Origin of the sequence: Ensifer sp. PDNC004 (assembly GCF_016919405.1) — a bacterium.
In the GTDB taxonomy this organism is placed as follows: domain Bacteria; phylum Pseudomonadota; class Alphaproteobacteria; order Rhizobiales; family Rhizobiaceae; genus Ensifer.
On the sequence record NZ_CP070353.1, the window covers coordinates 264,639 to 284,902 of the forward strand.

The 20,264-nt window shown below is 64.0% G+C and carries 24 protein-coding genes; 12 read left to right on the forward strand and 12 right to left on the reverse strand.

The window, feature by feature from the left end:
- Positions 1–157: 157 nt before the first annotated feature.
- Complete coding sequence (locus JVX98_RS09135) at positions 158–1,003, reverse strand: aldo/keto reductase (protein WP_205238375.1); 846 nt, start codon at positions 1,001–1,003, stop codon at positions 158–160.
- Between the two features lie 161 nt (positions 1,004–1,164).
- Positions 1,165–2,073, reverse strand: coding sequence for a LysR family transcriptional regulator (locus JVX98_RS09140; RefSeq protein ID WP_205238376.1), 909 nt, complete (start codon positions 2,071–2,073; stop codon positions 1,165–1,167).
- Positions 2,074–2,189: 116 nt separating this feature from the next.
- Here JVX98_RS09140 and JVX98_RS09145 point away from each other — a divergent pair, with 116 nt between their 5' ends.
- The 6 genes from JVX98_RS09145 (at position 2,190) to JVX98_RS09165 (ending at position 5,764) form a co-directional block, all read left to right on the forward strand.
- Entirely contained in the window at positions 2,190–3,101 is a 912-nt protein-coding gene (locus tag JVX98_RS09145) for an MBL fold metallo-hydrolase (RefSeq protein WP_205238377.1), read from the forward strand.
- Between the two features lie 154 nt (positions 3,102–3,255).
- Positions 3,256–3,384, forward strand: coding sequence for a hypothetical protein (locus tag JVX98_RS32520; protein WP_256442668.1), 129 nt, complete (start codon positions 3,256–3,258; stop codon positions 3,382–3,384).
- 36 nt (positions 3,385–3,420) lie between these two features.
- Positions 3,421–4,014, forward strand: a complete 594-nt coding sequence (locus JVX98_RS09150) for a LysE family translocator (protein WP_192446686.1) — start codon at positions 3,421–3,423, stop codon at positions 4,012–4,014.
- 91 nt (positions 4,015–4,105) lie between these two features.
- Positions 4,106–4,750, forward strand: coding sequence for a nitrile hydratase subunit alpha (gene nthA / locus JVX98_RS09155; protein WP_205238378.1), 645 nt, complete (start codon positions 4,106–4,108; stop codon positions 4,748–4,750).
- The gene (gene nthB / locus JVX98_RS09160) at positions 4,747–5,406 is read left to right on the forward strand and encodes a nitrile hydratase subunit beta (protein ID WP_205238379.1); all 660 of its coding nucleotides are present in this window, start codon (positions 4,747–4,749) and stop codon (positions 5,404–5,406) included. Before nthA ends, nthB begins: the two co-directional genes overlap by 4 nt.
- Positions 5,393–5,764, forward strand: a complete 372-nt coding sequence (locus JVX98_RS09165) for a nitrile hydratase accessory protein (RefSeq protein WP_205238380.1) — start codon at positions 5,393–5,395, stop codon at positions 5,762–5,764. Before nthB ends, JVX98_RS09165 begins: the two co-directional genes overlap by 14 nt.
- Positions 5,765–5,894: 130 nt before the next feature.
- Here JVX98_RS09165 and JVX98_RS09170 read toward each other — a convergent pair whose 3' ends face one another.
- Together JVX98_RS09170 and JVX98_RS09175 are read right to left on the reverse strand one after the other, a co-directional pair.
- On the reverse strand, positions 5,895–6,785 hold the full coding sequence (locus JVX98_RS09170; protein ID WP_205238381.1) for an SDR family oxidoreductase: 891 nt from the start codon (positions 6,783–6,785) through the stop codon (positions 5,895–5,897).
- A gap of 54 nt (positions 6,786–6,839) precedes the next feature.
- Positions 6,840–7,493: an O-methyltransferase gene (locus tag JVX98_RS09175; RefSeq protein WP_205238382.1), complete on the reverse strand. Its 654-nt coding sequence runs from the start codon at positions 7,491–7,493 to the stop codon at positions 6,840–6,842.
- A 91-nt stretch (positions 7,494–7,584) separates the two neighbouring features.
- Between JVX98_RS09175 and JVX98_RS09180 the strand changes: the two genes are divergently transcribed.
- Positions 7,585–8,220, forward strand: coding sequence for a TetR family transcriptional regulator (locus JVX98_RS09180; RefSeq protein ID WP_192447183.1), 636 nt, complete (start codon positions 7,585–7,587; stop codon positions 8,218–8,220).
- Between the two features lie 145 nt (positions 8,221–8,365).
- Here the strand turns inward: JVX98_RS09180 and JVX98_RS09185 are convergent, their stop codons facing one another.
- From JVX98_RS09185 to JVX98_RS09205, 5 genes are all read right to left on the reverse strand, one after another.
- Positions 8,366–9,199 carry an anti-sigma factor gene (locus JVX98_RS09185; RefSeq protein ID WP_205238383.1) on the reverse strand — a complete coding sequence of 278 codons (834 nt, stop codon included), beginning with the start codon at positions 9,197–9,199 and terminating at the stop codon, positions 8,366–8,368.
- Positions 9,196–9,747: an RNA polymerase sigma factor gene (locus JVX98_RS09190; protein ID WP_034792734.1), complete on the reverse strand. Its 552-nt coding sequence runs from the start codon at positions 9,745–9,747 to the stop codon at positions 9,196–9,198. Before JVX98_RS09190 ends, JVX98_RS09185 begins: the two co-directional genes overlap by 4 nt.
- Positions 9,731–10,108 carry a hypothetical protein gene (locus tag JVX98_RS09195; protein ID WP_205238384.1) on the reverse strand — a complete coding sequence of 126 codons (378 nt, stop codon included), beginning with the start codon at positions 10,106–10,108 and terminating at the stop codon, positions 9,731–9,733. Before JVX98_RS09195 ends, JVX98_RS09190 begins: the two co-directional genes overlap by 17 nt.
- Before the next feature lie 353 nt (positions 10,109–10,461).
- Entirely contained in the window at positions 10,462–10,884 is a 423-nt protein-coding gene (locus tag JVX98_RS09200) for a hypothetical protein (RefSeq protein WP_205238385.1), read from the reverse strand.
- A 46-nt stretch (positions 10,885–10,930) separates the two neighbouring features.
- The gene (locus JVX98_RS09205; RefSeq protein ID WP_205238386.1) at positions 10,931–12,019 is read right to left on the reverse strand and encodes an AbrB family transcriptional regulator; all 1,089 of its coding nucleotides are present in this window, start codon (positions 12,017–12,019) and stop codon (positions 10,931–10,933) included.
- A 403-nt stretch (positions 12,020–12,422) separates the two neighbouring features.
- Between JVX98_RS09205 and JVX98_RS09210 the strand changes: the two genes are divergently transcribed.
- Positions 12,423–13,550 (forward strand): ATP-dependent RecD-like DNA helicase, encoded by a 1,128-nt coding sequence (locus JVX98_RS09210; protein ID WP_043624159.1) that lies wholly within the window; start codon positions 12,423–12,425, stop codon positions 13,548–13,550.
- Between the two features lie 247 nt (positions 13,551–13,797).
- Positions 13,798–14,301: a glyoxalase superfamily protein gene (locus JVX98_RS09215; RefSeq protein WP_192446675.1), complete on the forward strand. Its 504-nt coding sequence runs from the start codon at positions 13,798–13,800 to the stop codon at positions 14,299–14,301.
- A gap of 22 nt (positions 14,302–14,323) precedes the next feature.
- Here the strand turns inward: JVX98_RS09215 and JVX98_RS09220 are convergent, their stop codons facing one another.
- The 3 genes from JVX98_RS09220 to JVX98_RS09230 all read right to left on the reverse strand — a co-directional run bounded on the left by JVX98_RS09220 (position 14,324) and on the right by JVX98_RS09230 (position 17,435).
- Positions 14,324–14,998, reverse strand: a complete 675-nt coding sequence (locus tag JVX98_RS09220; RefSeq protein WP_192446674.1) for an MnmC family methyltransferase — start codon at positions 14,996–14,998, stop codon at positions 14,324–14,326.
- A gap of 252 nt (positions 14,999–15,250) precedes the next feature.
- The gene (locus JVX98_RS09225) at positions 15,251–15,925 is read right to left on the reverse strand and encodes a MerR family transcriptional regulator (RefSeq protein ID WP_043624165.1); all 675 of its coding nucleotides are present in this window, start codon (positions 15,923–15,925) and stop codon (positions 15,251–15,253) included.
- 397 nt (positions 15,926–16,322) lie between these two features.
- Positions 16,323–17,435 carry a hypothetical protein gene (locus JVX98_RS09230; RefSeq protein WP_192446673.1) on the reverse strand — a complete coding sequence of 371 codons (1,113 nt, stop codon included), beginning with the start codon at positions 17,433–17,435 and terminating at the stop codon, positions 16,323–16,325.
- A gap of 473 nt (positions 17,436–17,908) precedes the next feature.
- Between JVX98_RS09230 and JVX98_RS09235 the strand changes: the two genes are divergently transcribed.
- From JVX98_RS09235 to JVX98_RS09245, 3 genes are all read left to right on the forward strand, one after another.
- Positions 17,909–18,661 (forward strand): pyridoxine 5'-phosphate synthase, encoded by a 753-nt coding sequence (locus JVX98_RS09235; protein WP_205238387.1) that lies wholly within the window; start codon positions 17,909–17,911, stop codon positions 18,659–18,661.
- Between the two features lie 25 nt (positions 18,662–18,686).
- Positions 18,687–19,343 carry a histidine phosphatase family protein gene (locus JVX98_RS09240; protein WP_205238388.1) on the forward strand — a complete coding sequence of 219 codons (657 nt, stop codon included), beginning with the start codon at positions 18,687–18,689 and terminating at the stop codon, positions 19,341–19,343.
- Between the two features lie 97 nt (positions 19,344–19,440).
- A complete protein-coding gene (locus JVX98_RS09245; protein WP_205238389.1) occupies positions 19,441–20,235 on the forward strand; it encodes a class I SAM-dependent methyltransferase in 795 nt (264 codons plus the stop codon).
- Positions 20,236–20,264: the final 29 nt, after the last annotated feature.

Sequence of the window (20,264 nt, forward strand, 5' to 3'; positions counted from 1 at the left end):
TGGTTGCCTCTCAGATGCGCCAGCCTTCCAGGCATGGGGCGGCCGTCAACGGTATTCGATGGAACGTGCGAGTGCAGCGAATCTCCTTCTCCCCGCCGGCCGGCAGGCCGGAAGGGGCTTCCTCATCGGCGGGCGGCCTCGTCCGCGAGCAAAGCCCTCAGATCATCTCCAATGACCGTTTGCGCTTCGGTGGCGGGAAGGCGTTGTCGAGAGTCGCGAGGTCGTCGGCGGTCAGGTGGATGTCCATCGCGTCGCGGTTTTCGCGCAGGCGGTCGGCCGAGCCGGTCTTGGGGATCGAGATCACGCCGGGGCGGGTCTTGAGGAAGGCAAGGGCGATCTGTGACGGGGTCGCCTGGTGCGCCTTGGCGATGTGGATGAGATCGGGGTTGCGCAGCAGCCGGCCCTCGTCGAGCGGCGAATAGGCCATGATGGCGATGCCTTTGCTCTGGCACCAGGGCAAAAGGTCGAACTCGATGCCGCGGCGCGAGAGGTTGTAGAGCACCTGGTTGACGGCAACGTTCTTTCCATCCGGTACGCTAAGCAGTTCCTCCATGTCGTCGACGTCGAAGTTCGAGACGCCCCAGGCGCCGATCTTGCCGGATTTCTTCAGCGCCTCGAAGGCGGCAACGGTTTCCGCCAGCGGATAGCCGCCGCGCCAGTGCAGCAGGTAGAGATCGATGTGGTCGAGACCGAGGTGTTTCAGGCTACGTTCGCAGGCGGCCTCGGTGCCAATGCGGCTGGCATTGGACGGCAGCACCTTGCTGACGATGAAGGCCTCGTCGCGGCGACCGCGCACCGCTTCACCGACCACGCGCTCGGACGCACCGTTGCCGTACATTTCCGCCGTGTCGATCAGTGTCAGGCCCAGATCGAGGCCGAGTTGCAGGCTCTTCACCTCGTCGGCCTTGCGCGCGGCGCTGTCGCCCATGCGCCAGGTGCCCTGGCCGAGAACCGGGATCGCGCGGCCGTTGGGAAGTGTCGTCGTCGGGATCGGATCGTGCATGCTGTTCTCCTCGCGGCCGAATTTGCCCGCACCCTTCACGATGCGCCAAGGTCATGTAGCACTTTGACGTGCACCAAGTTTCTATCCGTAAAAGCGGAAACGCTTTCAGGAAACAGGCGGGTAGCGGGCAATCTAGCGCATCCGGCCGGTCTTTCGAGCCTTCATCCGGAAAGCCGCCCGCGCTCCTTCTCCATGCGTTGCAGGATCTCGACGAAGGTGCGTACGCGCGCCGGCCGGAAATGGGAGGGCGGATAGACGACATGGATGCCGCCCGAGGGCAGCGACCAATCGACGAGCAGGCGCACCAGCCGGCCCTCGGCGATGTCGGTTCGCACCTGATAGTCCGGCAGCACGGCAAGGCCGATGCCGGCGACAGTGCAGCAATGGGCGGAATCGGTGCTGTCGGCGGTGACAAGCGCTTTGCCTATGATCGGCGTCGCGGCGCCCGCTGCATCCGTGAAGGTCCATTCGAGCGGTGCCTTCAACGCGCCATTGGCGATCCAGTCGGCTGATGCCAGTTGTCCGGGATGCGTGATGGCGCCGAGCTTGGCGGCATAGGCGGGTGTCGCGACGAGGTGCTGCTGAAAGGTGCCGATGCGTTTTGCCCGCTCGCTGGAATCTACCAGCCAGCCGGCGCGGATGGCGAGGTCGAGGCGCTTCTCGATCATGTCGAGAACGGTATCGCCGAAGCTCAGCTCCACCCGCATGTCGGGATAGGCCGCGAGATAGGCGGCGACGGCGTTGGTCACGACCTTGGCGCCATAGTCGAGCGGCGCCGTCAGCGTCAGCGTGCCGCTCGGGATTTCAGTTTCGGCCGAGACCGCGCCGACGGCCTCGTCCGCATCGCGCAGGATCAGTGCACAGCGCTCGTAGAAGCGCTGGCCGGTGGCGGTCGGGCTCAGTCGCCGGGTGGTGCGCACGAGCAGGGTGGTGCCAAGCTCCTTTTCCAGTTGAGCGACCTGATGGCTGACGGCGGCCTTGGCAAGCCCGAGCCGTTCGGCGGCGGCCGTAAACGAGCCGCACTCGACTACGGCAACGAAATGCGAGAATCGATTTAAGTTTACAGTCATTCGAAATTCTTTGTGATTGTCTGAGGTCCTCAGACAGTCTGTTCGGACGGTCGGGCTTTTTCAAGAGCGCCCATGCCGTCATCCTGCCGGGCACGACAAAAGCCCAAGGAGACCCCATGCAGATCCAGTTGACCCGGCGGACCGCACTCAAGACGGCGGTGGCGGCCGGCGCCGCCATCCTCATTCAGCCCATTGGCAGCAGCCTTGCCAGGGCTGCCTCGAAGCTCGAATGGCGTTATTTCCAGGCGGACGATGCCGGCTTCAACCGCACTCCGGTGCTCCTGACCGGCAAGAGCGACGCGATCCTGATCGATGGCGGCTTTACGTTTTCCGATGGCCGGGCGGTGGCCGAGGCGATCAAGGCAACGGCTAAGCGGCTGACGACGATCTATGTCAGCTGCAACGATCCGGATTTCTATTTCAGCCTCAAGCCGATCGTCGAAGCCTTTCCGGATGCGAAGGTGATCGCCGCTTCGGCGACCGTCGCGGCGATCAAGGCCAATGTTCAGGGCAAGCTCGAGACCTGGGGACCGCAGTTGAAGGACAATGGTCCGCAGACGCTCGCCGATGTGGTGATGCCGACGGCCGACGATCGCACCGCCCTGACGCTCGAAGGCAGCACGATCGAGATCGCCACGATCGAAGGGATGCAGGACCGGCGCTACCTTTTCGTACCGGACCTGCAGGCGATCTTCGGCGGCGTGCTCGTCTATTCCGGTTCGCATGTCTGGGTGGCCGACGAGGCAACGGTGGAAGGGCGGCAGAAATGGATCGAAGCGCTCGATGCCATGGCAGCGCGCAAGCCCGCGGTCGTCGTGCCGGCGCACAAGAGCGCGGGCGGGCCGGAGGGCGTCGAGGCCATCCGCTTCACACGCGATTATCTCGCAGCCTTCAACGAGGCGGCGGCCGTCGCCAAGGACAGCGGCGAACTGATCGCGGCGATAACCAAGCGCTATCCGGATCTGCCCGGCGTCTCCACGCTCGAACTCGGCGCCAAGGTCGCCAAGGGCGAGATGAAGTGGGGCTGAGCCGGGTGCTCGGCCGGGCGGGGCAGGCTGGCTTTGCCGCCTGCTGCGGCAATGTCCCTTGCGTAAAGCCGCTCACATCCGCGTCAGCCTGACGGGGATGTGAGCGCCGGTCGTTGGAGATGTTGACCCGGGACAATCGGGGGTCGGAAACCGAATGATCGCCGATATCCGGCGGTCGGCGGCGCGCGAATGGGGTTGCCGCAACAACAGCCGTCGCCCGATGCGCCGGGCCACCACCAGCAATTGTCACCATGACAAGTTCGCGGCTGGTGCCGGTTATTAGGACAGCTATGCTGACCCAATTGACCGGGAGGAAACCATGCAGGCCGATACGCTGCTGGCGCTGTTTTTGTTCGCATTCACCACCTCGATCACGCCGGGGCCGAACAACATGATGCTGTTCGCGTCTGGCGTGAATTTCGGTTTCGTGCGCACCATTCCGCACATGCTGGGCATCGGCGCCGGCTTCTTCCTACTGCTCATCGCCGTCGGTTTCGGCCTCGGCGCGCTGCTCCATTCCGTGCCAGTCGTCTATACCGCGCTGAAATTTGCCGGCGGCGCCTATCTCATCTGGATCGCCTGGAAGATCGGCACCTCGCGTTCGCTGTCCGAAGGCAAGGCCAGCGCACAGCCGATGACCTTCATCGGGGCCGCTGCCTTCCAATGGGTCAACCCCAAGGCCTGGGTCATGGCGGTGTCGGCGATGGCCACCTATACCAGCAGCGACAGCTACCTCTTCAGCGTGCTCGTCGTCGGCCTCGTCTTCGCGTTGGTCAACGTGCCGAGCGTTTCCACCTGGGCAGGCTTCGGCTCGGCGCTGCGCCAATGGCTGTCGGAACCGTCGCGGCTCAAGTGGTTCAACATCACCATGGCGGTGCTGCTCGTCATCAGCCTCTGGCCGATGTTGAAGTGAGAGCGCTTATCGCCTTGCCCTGCAATCCAGTTTCGGCTGATGCGATTCTGCAGTAGAAGTGGCAGCGAATTCCCGGCGGAGGAGCCAGGCAATGTCCGAACACCATCACGGCCATGATCATCACGACCATGATCACCACCACGACAACCACTTCACCGACATGGAAGCGCGGGTGAAGGCGCTGGAAACGGTGCTGACGGAGAAGGGGTTGATCGACCCGGCGGCGATCGATGCGATCGTCGAGACCTATGAGACGAAGATCGGCCCGCGCAACGGCGCGCGTGTGGTCGCCAAGGCCTGGGTCGATCCGGATTTCGCCGCGTGGCTGAAGCGCGATGCGACGGAAGCGATCGCCAGCCTCAGCTATACCGGCCGGCAGGGCGAGCATATGCGGGCCGTGTTCAACACGCCCGACACCCATAACCTCGTCGTCTGCACGCTCTGTTCCTGCTATCCCTGGTCGGTGCTCGGGCTACCGCCGGTCTGGTACAAGGCGCCGCCCTATCGCTCGCGCGCGGTCATCGATCCGCGTGGGGTGCTCCAGGAATTCGGCCTGAGCCTGCCTGAACCGACGCGCATCCGCGTCTGGGATTCGACCGCAGAGCTCAGATATCTGGTGATCCCCGAACGCCCGGCAGGGACCGATGGCTTCAGCGAGGACGAGCTTGCAGCGCTGGTCACGCGCGACGCGATGATCGGCACGGGCCTTGCCCTTTCCGCGGAGGCGCTTCGATGAACGGTCCGCACGATCTCGGCGGTGCCCACGGCCTCGGCCCGGTGGCGCCGGAAAAGGACGAGCCCTATTTCCACGGCGAATGGGAAAAGCGGGCGCTCGGCGTCACGCTGTCCTGCGGCGCCTTCGGCGCGTGGACGATCGACGAAAGCCGGCACGCGCGCGAAAGCCTGCCGCCGGCGACCTATCTTTCGGCGAGCTATTACGAGATCTGGACCCGCGCGCTGGAAACACTGTTGAAGCGCCACGGCTTCGTGACCCAGGCCGAGCTCGATGGCGGGCACATGTCGGAGCAGGGGGCAGCGCCGAAGCGGGTGCTGAAGGCCGACATGGTGGCGGGCGTGCTTGCCAAGGGCGGCCCCTGCGATCGGCCTGTCGATGCCGCGCCACGCTTTGCTGTCGGCGACCGGGTGAAGACGAAGAACTTCAATCCGGAGACCCATACGCGCCTGCCGCGCTATGCCCGCGCCAAGCTCGGCCGGGTCGAGGCGGTGCAGGGCGCCTTCGTCTTTCCGGACGACAACGCCCATGGCCGCGGCGAAAATCCGCAATGGGTCTACACAGTCGTTTTCGATGGGCCGGAGATCTGGGGCGAGGGCGCCGACCCGACGCTGACGGTGTCGATCGACGCCTGGGAGAGCTACCTTGAGCACGTGTAAGGTGACATCGCCGCTCGTCGCCTCGGCCGAACTGCCGAAGTCGCCGGAGGGCGATCCGGTCTTTGCCGAGCCCTGGCAGGCCAACGCCTTCGCCATGACGGTGCGCCTGCACGAAAAGGGCGTGTTCTCCTGGCCGGAATGGGCAGAAGCGCTTTCGGCAGAACTCTACAAGCCCGGCCGCAAGGCCGATGCCAGCGACTATTACGACTGCTGGGTGGCAGCCCTTTCACGCCTCGTCACCGAGCTTTCGCTCGCATCCGGCCGCGAACTGGACGACCTGACACTCAGCTGGCAACGCGCGGCCGAGGCAACGCCGCACGGGCAACCGATCGTCAGAGAGAACGATCCGCTGCGGTAGTCCCTTTGCCAAAGACTTCTCAGACCTGCCCCTCGTCCTAATCTCCCCGCTTGCGGGGAGAAGGTAGTCGGTAGACCGGATGAGGGCCAGCCCACAAGGCTTCGCGCAGCGTGAGGCGCCATCCGTTCTTTCATGCGTAATAGGACGGCTGATCCAGGTCAGCGAGCAGGCCGGGGCCGGCAGGGCTCCACCCGAGCACGGCGCGGGTATGAGCGCTGGATGCGGCCATGTTGCCGCCGGCCATGCCGGCGAACCAGCCGAAATGCGCGCGCGGGCGGGCTTCGACCGGCAGACCGAGATTTCGGCCGACGACCTCCGCGATCTGCCGGAACGGGATCCTTTCGTCCGCCACGGCGTGGTAGACGCTCTCGGTCGTGCCACTTTCAAGCGCAAGCCGATAGACGCGTGCAGCATCGTCCCGGTAGACGCCCGACCAGCAGTTGGCGCCGTCATCGAGATAGGCCGAAACGCCGGTCTGGCGCGCCAGGCGCACGAGGATGGGGATGAAACCGTAATCGCCCGTGCCGTGAACGGAAGGTGCGAGCCGGACCGTTGCCGCCCGAACGCCGCGCTCGGCAAGGGCACGGGCGGCGGCTTCGGATTTGCGCGGCACGGCGGCATTGGGGCGATCGGTTTCCGTCGCGCCGGGCGGCAGCCCGGCTAGACCGGAGGTTACAAGCAGCGGCCGATCCGACCCGGCGAGAACCTCGCCCAGAAGCGCGATGACGCGCTGATCCTCGGCCGAACTTTCCAAAAAACTGGAAAAATCCTGGTCGAGCGGGCCGTGGACGAAGTCGTGCCGGAAGGCCGTGTGGATGACGGCATCGGCTTGGCCAGCGGCCCGCTGCAGGATCGCCGCGGACTGAAGGCCGCCTTCGACGACCGAAGCCCCGGTTGCGGCCAGCGCCACGGCCTTTTCGCTGGAGCGCGCCAGGCCGGACACCCTGTGCCCCGCCGCGATCAGGTCCCTCACCACGGCGGACCCGACCCAGCCGGTCGCGCCCGTTACGAATACATGCATTGCTGTTCTCCTTGATTGGGCGGACCACGCGGGTCCGTGAGGCGATGGCGCCGATCAGGCGAGGCGCATCGTCACTTCGATGTCGTCGGCAAACGGGGTCGACAGGTAGGTTCCGGACGCTGAGCGGATGTAGTCGAGATATTCGGGGCAACTGTCGGCATCGTCGGCGATGATCAGGGCGCCCGGGCGCAGCCGGGGTTCGATCAGCTTGAAGACGTCGAGATAGATCGGTTTTGCCCCGTCGAGCAGCACCAGGTCGATCGCATCGGGAAGGTCGGCGAAAGTCGTCAGCGCGTCGCCTTGCCGGATCTCGACGAGATCGTCGAGACCGGCTGACGCGAGGTTCTGTCCGGCCCGCGCCACCTTCGCCGGTTCGAATTCGCTGGTGATCAGCTCGCCGCCGCCATTGTCGCGCAGCGCCGCTGCGAGAAAGAGCGTCGAGATGCCGAAGGACGTTCCGAACTCGACGATCCTTTGGGCGCGGCTCGCGCGGGCGAGCATGTAGAGGAGGTTGCCGGTCTCGCGCGAAACCGGCAGCCACAGGTCCTTCAAGAGCCCGTAGAGCTGCAGATATTCGGTCTTGCTGTGCAGCAATCGTTCGCGTTCGCCTGGGGGCAGTTGCGCGACTGCGGGGCTGGTTGCGGCATCGGCCTCGTCGAACAGGCGGTCGAGAAGGCCCTTGAGAGGCTGGCTGGTGAGCGTTGTCATCGGATGTTCCTTCGTTTTCGATGGGCTTGCGTTCACGAAGAAAAATACGAATAATTCGTCGCATTCGCTAATCGCATTGCAGGCGCTGCCAATGGCCAACAGATCAAGTGTCCGTATTTCTTCACGAAAAGCGCCCAAGCAGGCGCGCTCGAACGAGCTGGTGAGGGCCATTCTCCAGGCTGCTGTTCAGGTTTTGGAGGAGGAGGGCGCGCAGCGTTTTACCACCGCTCGCGTGGCGGAACGGGCGGGTGTCAGCGTCGGGTCACTGTACCAGTATTTTCCCAACAAGGGCGCGATCCTGTTTCGCCTGCAAAGCGATGAGTGGCGGCAGACGTCGGGGCTGCTGGCGACGATCCTTCGCGATGGCTCGCGCGCGCCGCTCGATCGACTGCGGTCCCTGGTTCACGCCTTCCTGCGCTCGGAATGCGAGGAAGCGGCCGTTCGGGTCGCCCTGGGCGACGCGGCACCTCTTTATCGCGATGCGCCCGAAGCCCGGGAAGCCAAGGAGGCCAACGACCCGCTCATCGACCGGTTCATGATCGAGCTTCTTCCGAGCGCACCCGGCGACATCAGGGAACGTGCCGGCGACCTGATCATGACGACGATGACCACGGTGGGGAAGGATTTTTCGGGAACGGCGCGCAGCGATGCGGAGATCGAGGCCTATGCGGATGCGATGGCCGACATGTTCTCGGCCTATCTCGTGGCGAAGGGCGCCGGCACCTGATGCATCCCGAAAATTGTGAGCGTCCCGGCGATTTTGAGCGCAGGGCGTCTCGGGTCACGCAGGGTGAGACGAATGTGCGGGCTCGACCGTAACTCTTTGAAATACCTTGCCGACAAAGCCTGATCGGCGTTGGCTGGGTTACCCCTCAGCTCTTCGTTGCCTCGCTCTTTTCGAACTGCCGGTAGCATTCATCCGCCACCTGCTGCAGCAGATCGCGCGGCACCTCGCCGGTGACGGCGTAGCCGAGCGGGCCGTCGATCCAGTAGAAGGTCTCGACGCCGTCGTTCTCGTCGATGCGGAACGAGGTTTCGCGGTTGTCGTCGTTGCGGCCGAGCAGCACCGTCAGCCGCCGGCCTGTGCCATCCTCATACATGAACATCGCGCCCGCCTTGCCGTTGACCGGCAGCAGCCGGCCGCCGACCAGCGAGAAGCCGAGCGTGGAGAGATCAGGGATCGAGAGCGGATGATCGAGGCGCTTGCCAAGCCAGGTCGCGAGATGGGTCTGGTCGTCGGCGCCGACCTCGACGGCATGGCGCACTTCGCTCGCATAGACCAGGAAGGCCGATTGCGCCTGGCGCGGCAGGCTGTCGGCCGTCTGCGTCGGCCGGGGGCTTTGCTCGGGTGCGAGCAAGGAGGGCGCGTAAAGGCCGGTGAGGCCGCCGGCCGCAAAGAGCACCAGGCCGGCGGCGACGGCGCGGGCGATGCTGGCAAAAGATCGGGTGTCCTTGCCGGGATCCTGTTGCGGGCGTTCGCTGCCGTTGCTCAGAAGCAGCGCCCGGTCATCGGCGTCGCTGCGGGCATAGCCGGCAAAGAGCGCGCGCAACTCGACCGCCTGCGCCCGCCATTGCCGGACCTCTTCGGCCTGCGTGGGGTTTTGCTCGAGCCATTGCTCGATCCGCAACCGCTCGCGCGGGCCAAGGGCGCCGTCGACATAGGCGTGCAGGTCGTCTTCGGAGACGGTGTTGTGGCCTTCCGTCATTTCGGTCTCCGCATGCTGATCACATTGTCGTCCTTCATGGCTTCTGCAAGCTGGCGCCGCGCGCGCGACAGGCGCGACATCACGGTGCCGATCGGTATGGCCATCATCTCGGCCACGTCCTGGTAGCGGTATCCCTCGATCACCACGAGCATCAGCACCGAGCGGTTCTCCGTGGAAAGCCCGTTCAGCGCCCGTTCGAGCCGCGAGCGCTCCAGCGGGTCGCTCTCGTGGGTCTCGGCCTCAAGGCCCAGGTCCTCGTCCAGCGCCACCTGCGGGTGCATCGCCACATAGCGGTGCCGGTTGCGGCCGAGATTGGTCATGATGGTGAAGGCCCAGGCGCGCAGGTTCACGCCGCGCCACTGCGCGCGGCGCGAAAGCACCTTCTCCACGCAATCCTGCAACAGGTCCTCGCCATCCGGGTCCGAGCGCACCAGGCTGCGGGCATAGCGCCGCAGTGCCGGCACCAGGGCCAGCACATCCTCTTCGAACCGGTCGGAGGCGGGGGGTGCCCCCGCATCCTCGTTGCCGCCGTTACGGCTTGGCGACATTCCATTCGCCCTTCTTCATGCCGTCGCCGGTCATGTCACCCATCTTCTTGTCCTTGATGAAGAAGTAGAGCGGCATACCGTCCTTGGCCCATTGCTTCTTGCCGTCCTTGCGCTCGACGACCGTATAGGCACCATCTGCCTTGGCGCTGGCTTCCGCGAAGAAGGGCGGCCAGTTCTTGGCGCAATCGTCGTAGCACATGGACGCGCCGCCATGATCGTCCTTGTAGGTGTAGAGCGTCATGCCGTTTTCTCCGGCCAGCACCGTGCCCTTGGCGGTCTCGACTTCCTTGACCGGCGGCGCGGCGAAAGCCGTTACGCTGGCCGCAAGCAGCATGGCGATCGTCAGTGGAAACGTTCTCATGGCAATTGTCCTTCCTCAAGATGGTTTTCCTGTCCGGAAACGGGCGAAAAGCCTCCTCGTCCCGTTTCCGCGGGAGCCGCATGGTGCAGATCCAACCGTAAGACACGGCAAGCACAGGATTTATTCCCGGAGAACGGGCGGAAGTTTCGGTTGGCCCTGTCTCCGCTCGGGCCATAGGACGCAACCGGCCACGCGACGTTCATCGCGTTGCGGGTCCATGAACAATCGGCCGAACTGCCGCGCGTGCGGCTCACCAAGGAGGCGGTCTCTACCGTGATGGCGCGCTTCGCTGCGCGTTCGGCGGAAAGCGCCTGAGGATTGCAGACGCTTTCGTGAGGGAGCGGCCGATGGTGCTAGCCGGCCGGTTTCCACGGGGCATCAGAACGGCGAACGTCCTGGAAGCCGGTTTCCAACTGTCGCAGAACCGTCTCGTCATCCGTGGTGATTTCGTAAAATGTGCTGTCGATGGCGCGAACGATGATCCAGGGTCTGTCCGGGGCGCTCGGCAGGAAGCCGGCAAACTCTCCCCAGATGACTTGCAGAACGTCTTGCGCAGCGGCGGCGAGCTGCCGGCCCTCGACCATGCTGCCGTACTGGGCCCAAGTCTCGAGAACGCCGCCGCCGGGGCCGGTGGCATCGAACCATTGATAGCCTGCGTCGACCGCGGAAACTTTCCACGACGCGCCCAGCGAGCGCGGTGCGAGGCGTTGCAGGATGTCGCGCAGGTCGAAGGGAAGCGCGGCTCCCGGAGGTCCGTAGATTCTGAGCGTCTTCACCTGTGTCCTCCCGGCAGCGCATTGGAAACGTGCCGGGCCAGCATCGTCAAGCCCGGTCGGCGACGAAGCGGGCGAGCGTCGGGCCGATCATGGTGATGATCAGCAGGCGGGCGGTCTGCAGCGCCATGACGAAGGAGAGGTCGACATTGCTCGAGGCGGCGATGACTGCGATCGAATCGAGCCCGCCGGGGCTGGTGGCGAGATAGGCGGTCAGCGGATCGATGCCGACGACCTTGATCAAAAGCAGGGCGAGCAGGCCGGAGAACGAGATCAGTACGACGATCGAGATGATCGTCGGCACCAGCGCGCGGCGGGCATGGATGAGGATCTGGCGGGTAAAGCCAAGGCCGATGTTCCAGCCGAGCATGGCAAAACAGATCGCCAGCAGCCATTGCGGCAGCGCGGTGGTCATAACGCCCGAGACATTGAGCACGGCGCCGAGAAGGAAGGGCAGCAGGAAGGCGCCGGCGGGCACGCGCAGGAAGCGGCCGGCGAGCGCTGCGCCCAGCCCGACCGCGATGGTCTCGAGGAAGAGCAGGCCATTGATCGGCGCGAACCAATGGGTGGTCTGCTCGACTTCGGCGCCGGTGACCCACATATGCGCAACCACGGTCGCGGTGCTGGCGACGAAAATCACGCGCAGATACTGCATGAAGGCGACGAGGCGCGCATCGGCGCCATAGGCATCGGCCATCAAGAGCATGGTCGAGGCAGCGCCGGCCGACGAGCCCCAGATCGCCGTCGTGCCCGGCAGGATGCGCATGCGGGTGATGACCCAGCCGCAGAGCGTGCTGACGGCGATGACCGAGAGGATGACGGCGAGAAACAGCGGCCAGTTGCCGGAGAAGGTGACGAGCATGCCCGGCGTCATGGCGCCGGCAATCATCATCGCCAGGATGAATTGTACGCAGAAGAACAGCTGGCGCGGCAACCGGATGGTGCCGCCATTCATGCCGACGAGCACGGCGGCCAGCATCGGGCCCATGAGCAGCCCGGCCGGAAGGCCGATGAATTCGAAAAACGAGGCAAGGACGATGGAGACCGCCAGCAGCAGGCTCCATTGCAGCCAGGGCGCGAGCCGACCGATGCCGACCTTGTCCGGGGTGGGCGGCGCAGCTGGCTTGTCGGTTTTCACGGGCACTCTCCGGCATGACCCGGAAAGGCGAGAACGGCCATCGGGGCCGGCCTTGACGGGCTTAGAGCGATGGTCTTCGCCAGCAGGAGCGCGGGCGCCATCACGCCACGCTCGTTAGCAACAATGCGGCGTTGCATTCAAGGGGCAGAGCCAGAAAGTGCCACAGGATCGACAGCGGGGAATACAAACGCCATGCGGGCAGGCGGCGAAATGAGAAAAAAACGTGAACAAATTCCGCCGGCCGAAAGCCCTGCTGCCAGGCGCGGTAACGAGCCGCGACCTTGATTTTACGGGGTAATTTTGCGCGCAGCGGTGATGTTCGCGATGCCGGTTGTCTCTGGCCCTCCTGTGGGGCCGCAATTCCGGGCTTGCGTGTGCGGCCCGAATCCTGACACTCAGCCTCATGCAATTCGCACCGCAACAGGACGAGGCCCTGAAGGCCGTTTCGCAATGGCTGAAAGAGGGCCGCTCGCCGCTCTTCCGGCTGTTCGGCTATGCCGGTACCGGCAAGACGACGCTGGCCCGGCACTTTGCCGAGCATGTCGATGGCGACGTGCTGTTTGCCGCCTTTACCGGCAAGGCCGCGCAGGTGCTGCGCTCCAAGGGTGCGAGCAACGCCAAGACGATCCACTCGCTGATCTACCGGCCGCGCGGCGAAGAAGAGGTTTCCGACGAGGAAACCGGCAAGACCTCGATCGCGCCGATGTTTGCGATCAACCGCCAGAGCCCGGTCGCCAAGGCGGCGCTGATCATCGTCGACGAATGCTCGATGGTGGACGAGGCGCTCGGCAAGGACCTGATGAGCTTCGGCACGCCGATCCTGGTGCTCGGCGACCCCGGCCAGTTGCCGCCAGTTACGGGCGGCGGCTTCTTCACCAACCAGGAGCCGGATTACCTGCTGACGGACATTCACCGCCAGGCGCGCGACAACCCGATCATCCAGCTGGCGATGCAGGTGCGCGAAGGCAAGGAAATCATGCACGGGGACTACGGCACCACGCAGGTGATCGGTCGCGGCCAGGTCAACCAGGAACTGGTGCTCGAAGCCGACCAGGTGCTGGTCGGCACCAACAAGACCCGCCGGCGCTACAACCAGCGCCTTCGCGAGCTGAAGGGGTTCACCAGCGACTACCCGCAATCCGGCGACAAGCTCGTCTGCCTCAGGAACGATCCGGCCAAGGGCCTGCTCAACGGCTCGCTCTGGCAGGTGATGAGCTCGTCGAAGGAGACGGTAAAGCCTGGCATCAACCTGATGATCCGGCCGGAAGACGACGACATGGACCGGGGTGCTGCCAAGATCAAGCTCCTGAAGGCGGCCTTCGAGGATGTCGAGGGCGAGATCCCCTGGACGACGCGCAAGCGCTACGACGAGTTCGACTACGGTTATGCGCTGACGGTGCACAAGGCGCAGGGCTCGCAGTGGAACAATGTCGTGCTCTTCGACGAGAGCTGGGCGTTTCGCGATACCCGCGAACGCTGGCTCTATACCGCCATCACGCGGGCGGCAGAGCGACTGACGATCGTTCGCTAGGCGGGGCGGATCCCTGAGGAAGGGTGGCGCCATTTGCAAGCAGCTCGCGTGTCGTGCGCGGGCCGTTGGCTTCATTGACAATCCAGATTCGGCCTATACTAATTTGTGATGGCCTTGTGTTGCCCGCCGCTCACGCCACGTTTGGTATGGTGAAAACACCTATGTGATACCCCGTTCGACTTCCAGCCCTTGGGCCGTCGGTCAGCAATGTGAGCTCTGACATTTGGTTGCCCCTGGAGGAACTCGAATGCTTAGAACCGCTGGTATCAAAAGCATGGCGAAAGCCCTGCGACAGGCGCTCAGTGATCGCAAGATGGACCTGTCGCACAGCGACTGCCTGGAATTGATTGCAAAGCAATTTGGGGTGAAAGATTGGAACGCGCTTTCCGCAGCGGTCGGCCAGGATGCGGGCGACAAGCCGCTTCTTTTCTCGGCCGAGGGCAATGAGATAAAGCTTCATCGCACGACACAAAGGCTGGATGTCAACGACACCGATCTGGCGGGATCACGTTTCAACGACGCCAATCTGTCGGCAACATCGTTCAATCAGATCAATTTTTCCGGCGCCAAGTTCAACGACAGCAACATGACGGGCTGGTACGTCAACGACGTTAATCTGTCCGGAGCGCAATTCCAGAATATCAATCTCTCCGGGGCGGCCTTTTCCAACTGCCGCATCGCCGGCGTTACGCTCGACGGGGTGCCGCTCGAAGAGATTGTCGAGGCCTATCGAAAATCGCAGGTGATCTGATCTGCCAAATGAGCCGGATGCGCTAGCGCTTCGTCGCCATCCAAATCATGTGGCGGGCGCCGCCGCGTTTGCCGTTGGCGCGCACGTTCACCTCGTCGGTGGCAAAGCCGACTTCGCGCAGGCGACGGGTGAAGGCGCTGTCGGGGGCAGACGACCAGACCGAAAGCACGCCGCCGGGCCGAAGGGCGGCTTGCGCGGCGCGAAGGCCGGTGTGGCTGTAGAGGCTGTCGTTGGAAGGGCGCGTCAGGCCATCAGGGCCATTGTCGACATCGAGCAGGATGGCGTCATAGGCGGCCTTCTTCGAGCGGATCAGAGCGCCGACATCGCCGACATGGATGTCGACGCGGGGATCGTCGAGCGTGCCCTTGTGCAGATCGGCCATGGGGCCGCGCGCCCAGTCGACGACGGCCGGAACCAGTTCGGCGACGGTCACGCGGGCATCGTCCGGCAGCACGCCGAGGGCCGCGCGCAGTGTGAAGCCCATGCCAAGGCCGCCGATCAGCATGCTCAGGTTTTTCCGGCCGGCGATGCGCTCATGGGCGAGTGTCGCCAGTGCTTCTTCCGAGCCGCTCAGCCGGCTGTTCATCAGCTCGTTCGAGCCGAGCATGATCGAGAATTCCTGCCCGCGCTGCTTCAGGCGCAGCTCGTCGCCGTCGCCGGGAATGGTTGCGCGGTCCAGCTCTATCCAGGGAAGCATCGGGGTCTCTCATCCGTGTTGTTCAGGCGCCCTCGTAACACGCGCATGGTGATGACGACACCGCAATGTCTATCGTTCAAGTGAATTGTGCCGCGCGGACCGGTAAACTATTCGGCGCGCCTTACAGTGGCAGGCTCGCGGGAAGGGGGTGCGGGAAAGCTTCGCGAGCGGCGCGAAGAGCAGCTCTATCTCGTCCCGGTGACACACGAGGATGCTGACGGCAAGGCATAGGGAGCAGCTGTCGTGTTCGCGCTATTCCGCCGAGATCATGCCTGAAAGCACCGCCTTGGCGATCGCCTGGAAGCGGTTGTTGGCGCCGAACTTGCGGATGATTCCGGCCTCGAGGGTGAGCGCTGCCGCTACGTCCATGTCCATCAGCCCAGCGATGCGCGCCGCCGGATAGCCGTCGGCCATGAAGGTCAGGCATTCGCTTTCGATCGGCGAGAGGTGGACATGGCCGTCCTCGTCGGTGGCTTCACCTCCGTCGGTGGTTTCGAGCAGTTCGGTGATGCGCTGCATCTGCCGGCGCAGGTTGGCCTGCTGGGCGGCGAGTTCGCGCCTTCGGGCAAGCAGGGCGTCGCGAAACAGCTTGTCCGCTTCGGCCTGTTCCTCGGTGCCCGCAAGGGCAGTCAACAGTTCCAGGATGGTCGAGATTGGCATGTCGATCTCGCGGCAGGCATTGATGACCGCCATGCGGCGAATGTGATCTTCGTTGTAGACCCGCATCGGTCCCATGCGGGCGGCGGTCAGGAGCCCCTTTTCCTCGTAGAAATGCAGCGTGCGATGGGTGACGCCGAAAGCGTCGGCCATGTCGGCGATCGCCAGCGGCGTGGTGGGGTCATGGTGGGGAAGCGGCAGGTCCGGCAGAAAGCCGACACGATCGGGCGCGGCCAGTACGCCCTCGAATTTCCAGTGGTCTCGCGGCATGTCGAAGGTCCCCGGTCTACAGCCTGCGCGTCTTTCGGCGCGCTGTTTCTGCATTTTCCTGAATCGAGATCGACCCAGGGGTGCGCGCAATCCGCGTCCGGAAGCGGTGGCGATCGCCGGGTCTCAAAGGTGCGGACGGATCCGCGCGGTGAGGCACTCGTTGATCGTCAACGACAATACCTGCTGCTCGGTTGGGGCACCTCCGCGCGCAAGGCACGGTTTACTCAGGACATCGATGCTTGCCTGACGAGCACCCAGGCACCCATTCCCAACGCATGCGTGTACCGTATACGCGAATCGCTAATATGACCAGTCTTTAGTAAGGCGGGTGAGTATGCTGGACCGCGGGTCCGCAGCCGCTTCATGCGGGCCGCTCTTGCCGGCCCGCCGGGCACGTTCAGTGTCCGATGACCTTGAGCGGGCTGTTGGCGCTGAGGATGAACAGCGGCTCGTCGCCGCGCAGCGGCGAGAGTTTCTGCTGGCAGGACCAGGCAGTCTCGAAGGTGTCGCGGGTAAGGTGCTTGCGATAGCGCTGGGTAGCGGCCATGCAGCCCATCAGCGGGCTTTCGATCTGCTCTTCGCGGGCGTGATTGTAGATCTCGCCATCGAGCGAAAACAGTTCGGCGGCGAGCGACATGCTCTCGAAAAGCAGGTCCGGCTCGGTCTCGAGCCGCTTCCAGGTGATGAAGTCCTGGCGCAACGGCACCGTCTCGCCGTCATGGGAGAGCGTGACGCGAATGCCCTGGGCCGGTGCCTCGTACCAGGTCACCTGCACGGTGAAGGAGAGGGCGGAGTTGCGCGAAACGGGGCGGCCGGTGTCGCCGTCGGTGGCGCGCGCCAGTGTCTTGTGACGCTGGGCGGCAAGCCGAAGCGCCGTGGCGAAGGCCTTCGCATCGCTGTTTTCGGCGCCGCTGAGCTTCACGGTGACGGCGGGGAGCACCCGCTCGGTGGCGTGGCGGGCGTTGAAGAGTTTGGCCTGGGCGTCGAGGTCCAGCGTCATTTCCTGCGACGGCATCGGCGCAAAGAGCAACAGCGGCAGGACGCTCAGAACGGAGAGCGGCGAAGAGAGCGGCGCCGGCGGCCAGGCGGGGCGATGCCCGGCAAAGCGTCGCTTGGCCGGCTTCGGCTGGCGCGACGCGGGGGCGACCGTTTCGGCCACTTCCGTCCGCGCGTGGCGGTATTCCGGAACGTAGGTGCCCTTCGGGATGGCGATGCGCCATTCCTCGTCGGCGCCGTCGCCCTCGTAAAAGGCCTTGAGCAGCTTGCGCAGCTTGCCGGCATGCACGCGCACCAGCGGGTCGCTGTCGGCGTTGAAGGCCTGCGGCCGGTCGAAGACGTCGATGGCGATCGAGTAGCCCTTGAGCTGATGGCCTTCGCCGATCATCTCTTTTTCGACGACATAGGAAAGAAACGCCCGCAAGCGCTCGGAACGCGCGAAAGCCTTGCTTTCGAGGATGCGACGGAGGGTCCGCCGTATCGTCTCATCGCAGGGTCTTTCGACCGTCGTCATCGGTGCTTGCTCCAGTGTCATGTGATCTGAAAATCTATGAAAGCGATCGCGGCTTAGGCCAGGGCCATTCGATCTGATTCGGAAATTTAAGGCCAAAAGAAGTGGTTGTCAGGGGTGGTAGACGCCAAATTTGAGTTTTTTCTGAAATAAACGTAAAAATTGCGTCCTTAATCCCTGTGACAGATCGTAGCGGTGACCGCTCACCCGGAGCCGACGTGCCGTCGGCGCGAAGGTTTCGTTCCGGTGATTGAGCTTTCCTGCATATTAGAGAGATCGATTGTCAAGATTCGATCAAGACAAGGCGGGCAAACGCACTGCGCGCCATTGCCGCGGCCATTGCATTGGTACTCCTTGGAATTGCTGCATAATCCCGACCTCAAACCGTTTCTGCTTTCGTTAAATATGCAGTAGAACATTGCATCCACATTGCCCGCATCGGGCCGTGAGCGGCCCCGCCTCTGGAAAGTTCAGACATGCCTGCAAAACTGTCCGTGAATCTGAATGCCGTCGCAATGCTTCGCAACCGGCGCGATCTGCCCTGGCCGTCCGTCACCGCGCTCGGGCGCATCGCGCTCGAAGCCGGCGCCGCCGGTCTGACGGTGCATCCCCGGCCGGATCAGCGCCATGTCCGCTTTTCCGACCTGCAGCCGATCCGCGACCTGATCGACGGTGCATTCCCGGCGACGGAATTCAACATGGAAGGCTACCCGAACGAGGAGTTCCTCGGTCTCGTCGAAGCGCACCGGCCGGAGCAGGTGACGCTGGTGCCGGACGATCCGGCGCAGGCGACCTCCGACCACGGCTGGGATTTCCGCAAAAACCACAATCTGCTCGGCAATGTCGTCGGCCGGCTGAAGAAGAAGGGCTTTCGTGTCTCGCTGTTTGCCGGTGGCGACGAGGACATGGAAGCGCTGCGCATCGCCAGAGAAACGGGTGCGGACCGCATCGAGCTCTACACTGGCCCCTATGGCGGCTGCTATGACGATCCGGAGAAAGCCGAGAAGATCGCCGGCGAACTCGGCCGTACGGCGGCGATGGCGGTCGAGCTCGGTCTCGACGTCAATGCCGGCCACGACCTGACGGTCGCCAACCTGCCGCTGCTTGCAAAGCACATTCCGAACCTTGCCGAAGTCTCGATCGGCCACGGCCTGACCGCCGATGCGCTGGAATACGGCATGGCCGAGACCGTGCGCCGCTTCCGCCGCGCCTGCGGCCAGGAGGTCTGACCAAGAAGTCTGAGGGCCCTTCGCCATGAAGGAACTCTTCGTCGTCACCCACACGCAGTCCGTCCACCACGTCGAGGGCAGGGTGGGCGGGTGGTACGACACCGGCCTGACCGAGCGCGGCCGGCAGGATGCTGAGGCCACGGCCGAGCGTCTCGCGACCCTTGTCGGCGGGAGGCAGGTCGAGATCTTCAGCTCCGACCTCTTGCGCACTGCCGAAACGGCGGCGGCGATCGCCGCACGCCTTGCCGCGCCCGTGACGGAAACCGCCGCCCTTCGCGAAATCAGCTATGGCGTGGCCGGCGGCAAACCGCAGGCCTGGCTCGATGCGCGCTATACCGCGGCGCCTGACGACGAGAGGCTGGATTATGATTGCGGCATCGAGGGTGCGGAAACTCGCCGCGACGTGGCGCTACGGGTCTACCCTTGCGTCGAAGCGATTGTGGCGAGGTCTTGCCCAACGCAGATCATCGTCACCCACGGCTTCACGCTGACGCTGGTGATGGCCGCCTGGATGAAGGTTCCGATCGAGGCCGCCGGTTTCTTGAGCTTCCCGGCGAAATCCGGAAGCATCACCCACCTGCGCGAGGACGATTTTTTCAGGAACCGAGCCGTCGTCAGCCTGGCGGATGCCGCGCATCTGCGGCTTCAGGCCGAAGGCGGTAGTATCGTTGCAAGCCATTGATCAGGAAGAGTATTTTCAGGGATGACAGGGGTGGTTTGCGGCTGGTCTCATCTCGGTGAGAAGCCGCCGAAGCGGACAATCGATCGAGGAGGTCGAGGTGACGTCACTGACAACGGGCAATGCAAAACAGTACGGCAACAGCCAAAACCTCGCAGCACGAGCGCGTCTTGCATCCCAGTACACCGTATCTGATCGCCCATGGTTCCCGTGGATCGCAAGCCACCTTCCCTTGAAGGCCGGCGACAGGATCGTGGATGTCGGTTGCGGTCCAGCATGGTTTTGGGAGGCGGTGACGGACGCCGTCCCTCGCGATCTCGATCTCACCCTGACGGATCTATCTCAAGGCATGGTCGATGAAGCCATGAAACGCTGTGCGCCGTTGCCGTTCGGGTCGGTGAATGGCGGGGTGGCGGATGCGGCGGCGTTGCCGTTCGAGGATGAGCGTTTCGATGGCGTTGTCGCCATGCACATGCTCTATCACGTGGCCGATCCCGTGGCGGCGGTCGCCGACATGTTTCGCATTCTGAAGCCCGGAGGTTTCCTGGCGGTCACGACCAACGGCACGAACAATATGCGCCGCCTCTACGAATTGACGACGACGTTCGGCGGAACACCTTATGATCCGGCCGCTGCCGCCTTCGGGTTCACGCACGCCGAGGCGCTGCTTCAGGAGCGGTTTGGAAATGTTAACTGCTACATTCATCCCGCCCATATGGAAGTGACCGATCCGAACGACGTGTACCTGGCCTTGACCTCCTTTCCCCCTGGAGACCAAGCCGCAGACGATCAACTTTCTACCTTCAAGGAAGCGATCCACTCTGCCTTCGCCGAAGGCGGCGGCGTATTGAAAGTGCAGAAGGAAAGCGGCCTGTTTCTTGCCGTCAAAGACTAGACCTGCATTTCGATGGCCGGGTGGTTGAT